This window comes from Campylobacter sp. 2457A (assembly GCF_020135895.1).
GTDB lineage: Bacteria > Campylobacterota > Campylobacteria > Campylobacterales > Campylobacteraceae > Campylobacter_D > Campylobacter_D taeniopygiae.
Window position 1 is genome coordinate 1 of record NZ_JACHTO010000036.1, and the last position, 6,043, is coordinate 6,043.

Annotated in this window: 9 protein-coding genes; all 9 read right to left on the minus strand. The window is 30.4% G+C overall.

What is annotated here, in order from left to right; all coding sequences use genetic code 11:
* Positions 1 to 46 precede the first annotated feature (46 nt).
* Positions 47 to 718, minus strand: a complete 672-nt coding sequence (hddC, locus tag H2280_RS07820) for a D-glycero-D-manno-heptose 1-phosphate guanosyltransferase (RefSeq protein WP_337216176.1) — start codon at positions 716 to 718, stop codon at positions 47 to 49.
* A complete protein-coding gene (gene gmhA2 / locus H2280_RS07825; protein ID WP_337201883.1) occupies positions 715 to 1,314 on the minus strand; it encodes a D-sedoheptulose 7-phosphate isomerase in 600 nt (199 codons plus the stop codon). Before gmhA2 ends, hddC begins: the two co-directional genes overlap by 4 nt.
* Entirely contained in the window at positions 1,302 to 2,321 is a 1,020-nt protein-coding gene (gene hddA, locus H2280_RS07830; protein WP_337216177.1) for a D-glycero-D-manno-heptose 7-phosphate kinase, read from the minus strand. Before hddA ends, gmhA2 begins: the two co-directional genes overlap by 13 nt.
* A gap of 7 nt (positions 2,322 to 2,328) precedes the next feature.
* Complete coding sequence (locus tag H2280_RS07835; protein WP_337216178.1) at positions 2,329 to 3,360, minus strand: GDP-mannose 4,6-dehydratase; 1,032 nt, start codon at positions 3,358 to 3,360, stop codon at positions 2,329 to 2,331.
* Positions 3,361 to 3,399: 39 nt separating this feature from the next.
* Positions 3,400 to 4,455 (minus strand): GDP-L-fucose synthase family protein, encoded by a 1,056-nt coding sequence (locus H2280_RS07840; RefSeq protein ID WP_337216179.1) that lies wholly within the window; start codon positions 4,453 to 4,455, stop codon positions 3,400 to 3,402.
* 13 nt (positions 4,456 to 4,468) lie between these two features.
* On the minus strand, positions 4,469 to 5,089 hold the full coding sequence (locus H2280_RS07845; protein ID WP_337216180.1) for a hypothetical protein: 621 nt from the start codon (positions 5,087 to 5,089) through the stop codon (positions 4,469 to 4,471).
* Positions 5,082 to 5,405, minus strand: a complete 324-nt coding sequence (locus H2280_RS07850) for a hypothetical protein (RefSeq protein ID WP_337216181.1) — start codon at positions 5,403 to 5,405, stop codon at positions 5,082 to 5,084. The genes H2280_RS07845 and H2280_RS07850 overlap by 8 nt, the downstream gene beginning before the upstream one ends.
* Positions 5,406 to 5,407: 2 nt before the next feature.
* On the minus strand, positions 5,408 to 5,950 hold the full coding sequence (locus H2280_RS07855; RefSeq protein ID WP_337216182.1) for a dTDP-4-dehydrorhamnose 3,5-epimerase family protein: 543 nt from the start codon (positions 5,948 to 5,950) through the stop codon (positions 5,408 to 5,410).
* Between the two features lie 2 nt (positions 5,951 to 5,952).
* On the minus strand, positions 5,953 to 6,043 hold a 91-nt coding region (locus H2280_RS08670), incomplete at its 5' end, for a hypothetical protein (RefSeq protein ID WP_442862346.1).

The following is a 6,043-nucleotide window of genomic DNA, read 5'->3' on the forward strand; positions in this document are numbered from 1 at the left end:
ATTAGATATAATAATTTATAAAAAAGATATTATATAAAAATTTGACTTAAAAACACATCTTAAGTTCAAAATTTTTATAATCCTCAGGTATGCCTATATCTATAAAATACTCTTCAAAAATTTCAGCTCTTGCTTTTAAATTTTTATAATTTTCTTGCAAAAATTCTTCAAAAGAAAATTTATTTTCCAAATAAAAATCTTGAAAAATATCTTTTGAGATAAGATAAATTCCACCGTTTATAAAACCTTGCTTTAGATACTGTTTTTCTTTAAAATAGGTGATATTTCCCATTTTATCAAGTTCAACTGATCCATAACGATCAAAATCATTCATTTTTTTTAAAGCAAGACAAATTTTACTTTTATCTAACTTCATTTTAGTCAAATCGATATCAAAAAAGGTATCCCCATTTAAAACCAAACAATCCTCCTTAACTAACTCCAAAGCTTGTTTGATCGCCCCACCGGTTCCTAAGGGCTCTTTTTCTATACTATATCTCACTTTTATATCTAAAAACTCATCTTTAAAATACTCTTGTATGATTTCATATTTGTAAGAAACTGCCAAAATAATTTCATCGATTTTTTGCTTTTTAAGATAGGTAAAAATAAATTCCAAAAAAGGCTTACTATTTATCGGTGCCATAGGTTTTGGGATATCTTTTATCACACTTTTTAAGCGTGTGCCAAGCCCACCACATAAAATAATAGCTTTCAAATACCAAAACCTTTTCCAAAAAGCTCCTCTTCAACGATAGCGCATATAATATGACCTATAATTATATGAGATTCTTGAATTCTTGGGGTACAAGATGAAGGAACTTTGATGCAATAATCGCACATTTTATCCATAGCTCCGCCGCTTTCTCCGGTTAATCCTATGCTTAAAATTTCTTTTTTCTTGCAACTTTCTAAGGCTTTTAAGATATTTTTACTATTACCACTCGTTGAAATTCCTATAAAAACATCCCCTTTTACACCCTGTGCTTCAACTTGCCTTGAAAAAATATTTTCATAACCATAGTCATTTCCTATGGCTGTTAAAATGCTTGTATCCGTTGTCAGTGCTATACTTGCAATCCCAGGTCTATCAAAATAAAATCTGCTTACAAATTCCCCTGCGATATGTTGCGCATCAGCCGCACTACCACCATTTCCCGCTATAAGCGTTTTATTACCATTTTTATAAGCTTTTATTACCTCTAAGGAAACATTTTTAATAAGTTCGAGTAAATTTTCATCTTTTAAAATTTGCTCTTTGGTTAAAATAGAATCTTTAAAATGTCCTTTAATATATGAGTTTATATTTTCCATGATTTTGCACCCTCTTTTGTAAATGAAAAATCTTGCACATAGCCTTGTTCTTTATTTAAGGCTTCTATGAGTTTATATTTTTTGATAGGATCCACAAAGAAAAACATAAAACCACCTGCACCAGCTCCACTCGTTTTTCCGCTATAAGCTCCATTTTCTATAGCGAGTTTATAAATTCTTTCAAGCTCATCATTGCTGACTATTTCAGAGATGATTTTTTTTGAATTCCAAGATTTACCTAAAATTTGTGCTATTTTTTCAAAATCAGCTCTAAATAAAGCTTCTTTCATATCTAAAGCATCTTGCTTAATCGCATGCATAGCATTTAAAGAATTTTCATCACCCAATTTCCCTTTTTTATGCTCTTCTATATCTTTTGCCTCGCGCGTGATATTGGTAAAATATAAAACCGTTCTTGCTTCAAGCTCACTTGCTATCCAATTTTTTATACGCAAAGGATTGACAATAACCCTTTTATTTTCATAAAATTCCATAAAATTAAAACCACCAAAAGTAGCAGCATATTGATCTTGTGCGCCTCCAACGATCTTCATATCTTCACGTTCGATTTCAAAGGCTAATTTTGCGATCTCATATTCTCCTAAAGGCAAATTAAGCCATTCTACAAAAGCTGTAATGATTCCAACGACCAAGGTAGAGCTTCCGCCCAAACCGCTTCCGCTAGGCACATCAGAATAAGTATGTAAAGAAAAACTCAAAGGCTTTTTGATAAAATCTTTAACGATGCGATTGTAAACTGCTTTAAAGATATCTAAATTTCCATCATTTTTAAGCTCTAATTCGCTTTGATACTCAGCGTATGAATTAGTATCTGGCGAATCAAAAATGATTTTATGATCTTTTCTTTCTATCAAAGTGCAATGAATATAAAGAGAGACTGTTGCATTTAACACATAGCCTGTGTATCTATCACAATATAAATTGATATCAGTTCCCCCTCCTGCAAGTCCTAAACGAAGGGGAGTTTGTGAACGTATAATCCTCATATCTTGCCTAACGATTAAGAGGGATTCTGCCTCTGGCGATCTCGCTACGCCAATGATTTAGCAAATCTTCAAACATTTTTCTAGCTGGAATTTCTGGCTTCCAATCGATATAGCTTTTAATCTTTGTATTGTCAAACATTTGATAATCCGCATCAATAGGGCGAAGTCTTTCTTCATCTTGTTCAACTTTGATATCTTTTCTAGTAGAAAAACCAAGAAGTATGTCAATAACTTCGGGTAGCTTAAAGGCTTCTTCGCCTGCGATATTAAACGCTTCTCCGCATGGAACTTTCCCTTTTTCGCTTTCAAGGGCTAGTAAATAATACGCTCTTATAGCATCACGACAATCTTGAAAAGTCCTCACACTCGATAAATTCCCTACCTTAATAACTGGTTCTTGAAGTCCTGCTTCTATCAAAGCAATTTGTTTTGCTACTGTACTTTCAAAAAATACATCTGTTCTTCTTGGACCACTATGCGTTCCCATTCTTGTAACAAAAGTCTTAAGTTTATAAGCTTCTCCGTAAAATCTTCCTAAATAATCAGTACCAATTTTGCTGATACTATAAGGGCTCGCTCCGTGAAATGAGGTTTCTTCATTGAGTTTAACACCTACTTTAGCACGCCCATAAACTTCACTTGAAGAACAAACATGAATAACAGGATCATAACCATCTTTTTGATGCAAAATTCTAATATTTTCTAAAATATTTGCTGTACCAATGATATTGGTTTGTAACGTCTCTATAGGAGAATCGAAAGAAGTTTTTGGGTAAGATTGCGCTGCTAAATGAAAGATAAAATCAGGTCTTTTGCTTTCAAAAAGTTTTTGCAAACTTGTATAATCATTTAAATCCGCATAAAAAACACTGATCCTATCTTTTTTATTGATCCTATCGCTTAGATGATAGATATTATCCATTGGCTCAAGCCAACGCATCATACCAATAACTTCCCAATCTGTATTTGCAAGTAAAAAATCGGCCAATTGAGAGCCGACTTGGCCGGTAAAGCCTGTAATTAAAGCCGTTTTTTTCATAGATATATCCCTTTTTATCGGGATTATATCAAATTTAGATTAACGTCTTGCATTGCTTTGTTTTAAATACCAACCATATATCATTTTAATACCATCTTCTAGTTCGATTTTATGTTTCCAGCCTAAAGAATGGATTTTGGAGCAATCTAACAATCTATTCATAGGACTATCTGGTTTAGTAATATCAAATTTTATTTCTCCATGATAATTAACTATTTTTTTAATTATATAAGATAAATCCTTTATACTTAGATCACTTCCAGTTCCTATGTTTAAATGAGTATTTTTTATATTTTTTTCATTTTTATCATATAAATCATCAAAATTAATATTTTGCATAATGAAAATACAAGCATCTGCTAAATCTTTACTATGCAAAAATTCTCTTCTAGTTTTACCTGCCCCCCAAAGTTCTATATGGTTTTCAAATATACCATTATTATTTAGATAAGCTATTGCTTTTTCTAAATCATCAATATCTAAATCTTTTTTAATTTGATCATAAGATTTTTCATTGAGCAATTTTGCTAAATGCATTTTTCTAAGCATAGCCGGCAAAACTCTAGCTTTATTTAAATCAAATTCATTTGTTTTTCCATATAAATTAGTCAAAGCTATAGAAATAAAATTGGTTTTATATTGTAGATTATAAGCTTCACACATCTTGACACCAGCTATTTTAGCTATAGCATAAGGCTCTGCGTTGTATTCTAAATCTGATTTTAAAATGCTTTCTTCTTTGATCGGATTTATAGCTTCTAGTGGATACATCCAAGAACTTGCAAAATTGATCAATTTTTTAACTTTAAAAAGATAAGAATTATGAATAATATTATTTTGTATTGCAAGGTTATCATGCAAAACTTCGGCTTTTAAATTCATTCCCAAAGGCGATAATTTTGCAGCAGTTAAAAAAACGTATTCTGGTTTTTCTTTTTCGAAAAAATCAGCTACCGCTTTTTGATTAGTTAAGTCAAGCTCTTGATGGGTTTTATAAATCAAATTTTCATAGCCCAAAATTCTTAATTTTTCTAAAATTGCACTTCCAGCTGTCCCTCTATGACCTGCTATATAAATTTTGGAATTTTTATTCATTTTTAAACTTTCCTTAAAAATTAAATCTAATTGGAATTTCTGGATTTGATGGCCAAATGGGATAATCATAATTTAAAATAACCCCATTATTTCTATATTTAAAACTATCAAAATTTAACATTGATTTCCTTAAATAAGTAACCTCCAGAGTAGTACTGAAAAATAATTGATTGGAATAAAATATTTTACCATGATTGTTAAAATGTAAATGTATAGGGATAAAATATTGATTTAGTTTTTTTAAAATTTCTGTTCTCAATGCCACTCCTGATTCTTCTTCGGGATTACATCCATGAAATTCAAAAATAACTTGAGAAAAATATTGATTTAAAATACTAAAATCAATATTTTCCAACATTTCCCATTCGCAATTTTCAATATCACATTGTAAAATATTATCTTGAGTAATTTCAAGTTTATTATCTTTTATAACTTGCTCCAAAGTGATTGTATTTTCATCATTTTGTTTTCCAATATATTTTTTACGGAATATTATATTTTCATGATCGTATGGACATTTTTCTATGCTGCCATCATACTCTATTACTTTTATTCCCATATTTGCTATATCCAAATCCCAAGGTGAAGATTCAGATACACCCAAAGAAAGAGCAATTCCTTTGAAATTATTCAAATACCCCCCCCCCATTATACATCACATATCCACCATCGCCTTTGCCGCCAATCCTAATTAAATCTTTTATAGGGATATCTAAAGGTCTTAACAATTTTAAATATCTAACAATATTGTTATAAATTTCTTCATTATGATTAATTCTTAAATAATTTCTATCCCTATCTTGCAATAATAAAAGCAAGATCTCCTTGTCTTTAGAATTCTCAAAATGTAAATTAGAAATAATATTTGACATAAGAATTTGATAAGATAATTGATTATTCAATTTAACTTGTCTGCTTAACTCCTCTAATTTTTTATTTAATCCATTCATATTTAATTCTCCTTTGAAGCTAAAATATCTCTTTCTGAGAGAATAGGATTGTTTGTTGGCCAATCTATACCTATTCTTTTATCATCCCAAGCGTAAGTAAATTGTTTATCTGCGTCTGTATATTCACCCCTGTAAGCGCATTTGTAGTAATACACCGCGCTTTCACTGCTTACATAATGAGCATTTCCAAAACCAGCAGGAACTAAAATAATCTTTTGATTATCTTGATTAATAATAAATTTTTCCCATTTTAAATAAGTTGGAGAATCTTTTCTGCAATCAACCACAACTTGATAAATTTCACCAAAAACACAAGTTGCAAGCTTAAAGGTATTTTCATCTCCATGGATACCGCGTATAACATTGTGTTTAGAATGTATAAATTTATCGTGTATAAATTTTAGTCCATCTGGTAAAAGTTTATCGATCGCTTCACTAGTGAAAGCTGTCCAAATTTCCCCTCTTAAGTCTCTAAATTTATTTGGAGTTATGATATAAACTCCTTTTAAAATTTTTGATTCTTGTATATCAAATTCTATTGCCATTATTAATCCTTTTTATTTTTCGCCTTCTTTTTTAATTTCCTAACTTCAAACCATAACTTAATATACCCACCCTTGTGCCAATTTTTATGAGCG

Excerpts from the sequence above, each read along its gene's own strand:
- H2280_RS07855 (WP_337216182.1), bottom strand. The coding sequence starts at position 5,950 with ATGGCAATAGAATTTGATATACAAGAATCAAAAATTTTAAAAGGAGTT.
- H2280_RS07835 (WP_337216178.1), bottom strand. The coding sequence starts at position 3,360 with ATGAAAAAAACGGCTTTAATTACAGGCTTTACCGGCCAAGTCGGCTCT.
- gmhA2 (WP_337201883.1), bottom strand. The coding sequence starts at position 1,314 with ATGGAAAATATAAACTCATATATTAAAGGACATTTTAAAGATTCTATT.
- H2280_RS07840 (WP_337216179.1), bottom strand. The coding sequence starts at position 4,455 with ATGAATAAAAATTCCAAAATTTATATAGCAGGTCATAGAGGGACAGCT.
- H2280_RS07850 (WP_337216181.1), bottom strand. The coding sequence starts at position 5,405 with ATGAATGGATTAAATAAAAAATTAGAGGAGTTAAGCAGACAAGTTAAA.
- hddA (WP_337216177.1), bottom strand. The coding sequence starts at position 2,321 with ATGAGGATTATACGTTCACAAACTCCCCTTCGTTTAGGACTTGCAGGA.